The sequence below is a fragment of the Streptomyces sp. NPDC101166 genome, from assembly GCF_044768125.1.
Classification (GTDB): Bacteria; Actinomycetota; Actinomycetes; order Streptomycetales; family Streptomycetaceae; genus Streptomyces.
The window spans coordinates 1-1205 of the sequence record NZ_JBIWPF010000214.1 but is presented as its reverse complement, the minus strand read 5'-3'; the positions used below and the strand labels follow the sequence as shown (position 1 = coordinate 1205).

The following is a 1205-nucleotide window of genomic DNA, read 5'->3' as shown; positions in this document are numbered from 1 at the left end:
CACCGGGCCTCCTTCAGCACGCGCAGCGCGGTCAGTTCGGCGGCGGTCGGCGCGGCCGTGTCGGTCAGGGCTTCGGAGACGCGCAGCGGCCAGCCGGTGGCCGCGACCACCTGATCGACGGTGACGCCCGGATGCAGCGCGGTGAGCGTCAGCTCCCGGGTGTCCGGATCCGGCCGCAGCACACCGAGATCGGTGATGACCAGCGTCGGGCCCGCGCCACGCAGCCCGAGCGCCTCCCGGTCGCCGGGACCGCGTCCGTGCCCCACCGAGGTCACGAAGTCGACGCTGTCGATGAAGTTGCGCGGGTTCTGCCGCATGACGACCAGCACCTCACCGCAGGAAGCCGCGATCTCGGGCGCCCCGCCCGCACCCGGCAACCGCACCGCCGGATCCGCGTAATCGCCGATCACGGTGGTGTTGATATTGCCGAAGCGATCCAGTTGCGCGGCGCCGAGAAAGCCGATGTCGATGCGCCCGGCCTGCAGCCAGTAGTTGAACATCTCCGGCACGCTGACCACCGCGTCGGCGGTGTCGGCCAGGATGCCGTCGCCGATGGAGGCGGGCAGGCGGCCGGGTTTCGCGCCGATCGCACCGGATTCGTAGATCAGCACCAGATCCGGCGCGTGGGTGCGGCGAGCGAGATTGGCCGCGGTGGACGGCAGTCCGATCCCGACGAAGACCCGCGCCGACCCGCCCAGAGCGCGGGCCGCGGCGACGGTCATCATCTCGTCGGCGGTGTATTCGGTTGTGGCCGTTGCCGATTCCTGCGCATTCTGCGATGTCATCGCGAAACCTCCGGGGTCCGGACCGTGTCCAGCCAGCGCGTGAATTCGGCCCGGTCCCGGCCGATCGGATCCCACGCCGCGTAGGCGTCGTTGTCACGCTCGGAGTAGCCCTGCGCGTAGGACGGGTGCGCGCCATCCGGGACAACGGAGATCGCGTCGATTACCCAGTGCGGCAACACGATTCCGCCCGGCACCGGCGCGAGCTCGTCCACTACTTCCTCGACGGTGACCAGGCTGCGCCGCGCGGCCAGCACCGCCTCCTTCTGCACGCCCAGCAGGCCCCACAGCTGCACGTTGCCGTGCCGGTCGGCGCGCTGCGCGTGGATGACCGTGACGTCCGGGTTCAGAGCAGGCACTGCGGCCAATCGTTCACCGGTGAAAGGGCATTCGATGAACTTGATGGTCGAGGTGACCCGCGCC

2 protein-coding genes are annotated in these 1205 nt (G+C 70.1%); both read right to left on the bottom strand.

Annotation, left to right across the window (positions count from 1 at the left end; genetic code table 11):
* A partial coding sequence (locus tag ACIRS4_RS37825; RefSeq protein WP_404204749.1) for a CoA-transferase subunit beta occupies nucleotides 1–785 on the bottom strand: 785 nt, incomplete at its 3' end.
* On the bottom strand, nucleotides 782–1205 hold a 424-nt coding region (locus ACIRS4_RS37820; RefSeq protein WP_404204747.1), incomplete at its 5' end, for a CoA-transferase. The genes ACIRS4_RS37825 and ACIRS4_RS37820, both read right to left, overlap by 4 nt.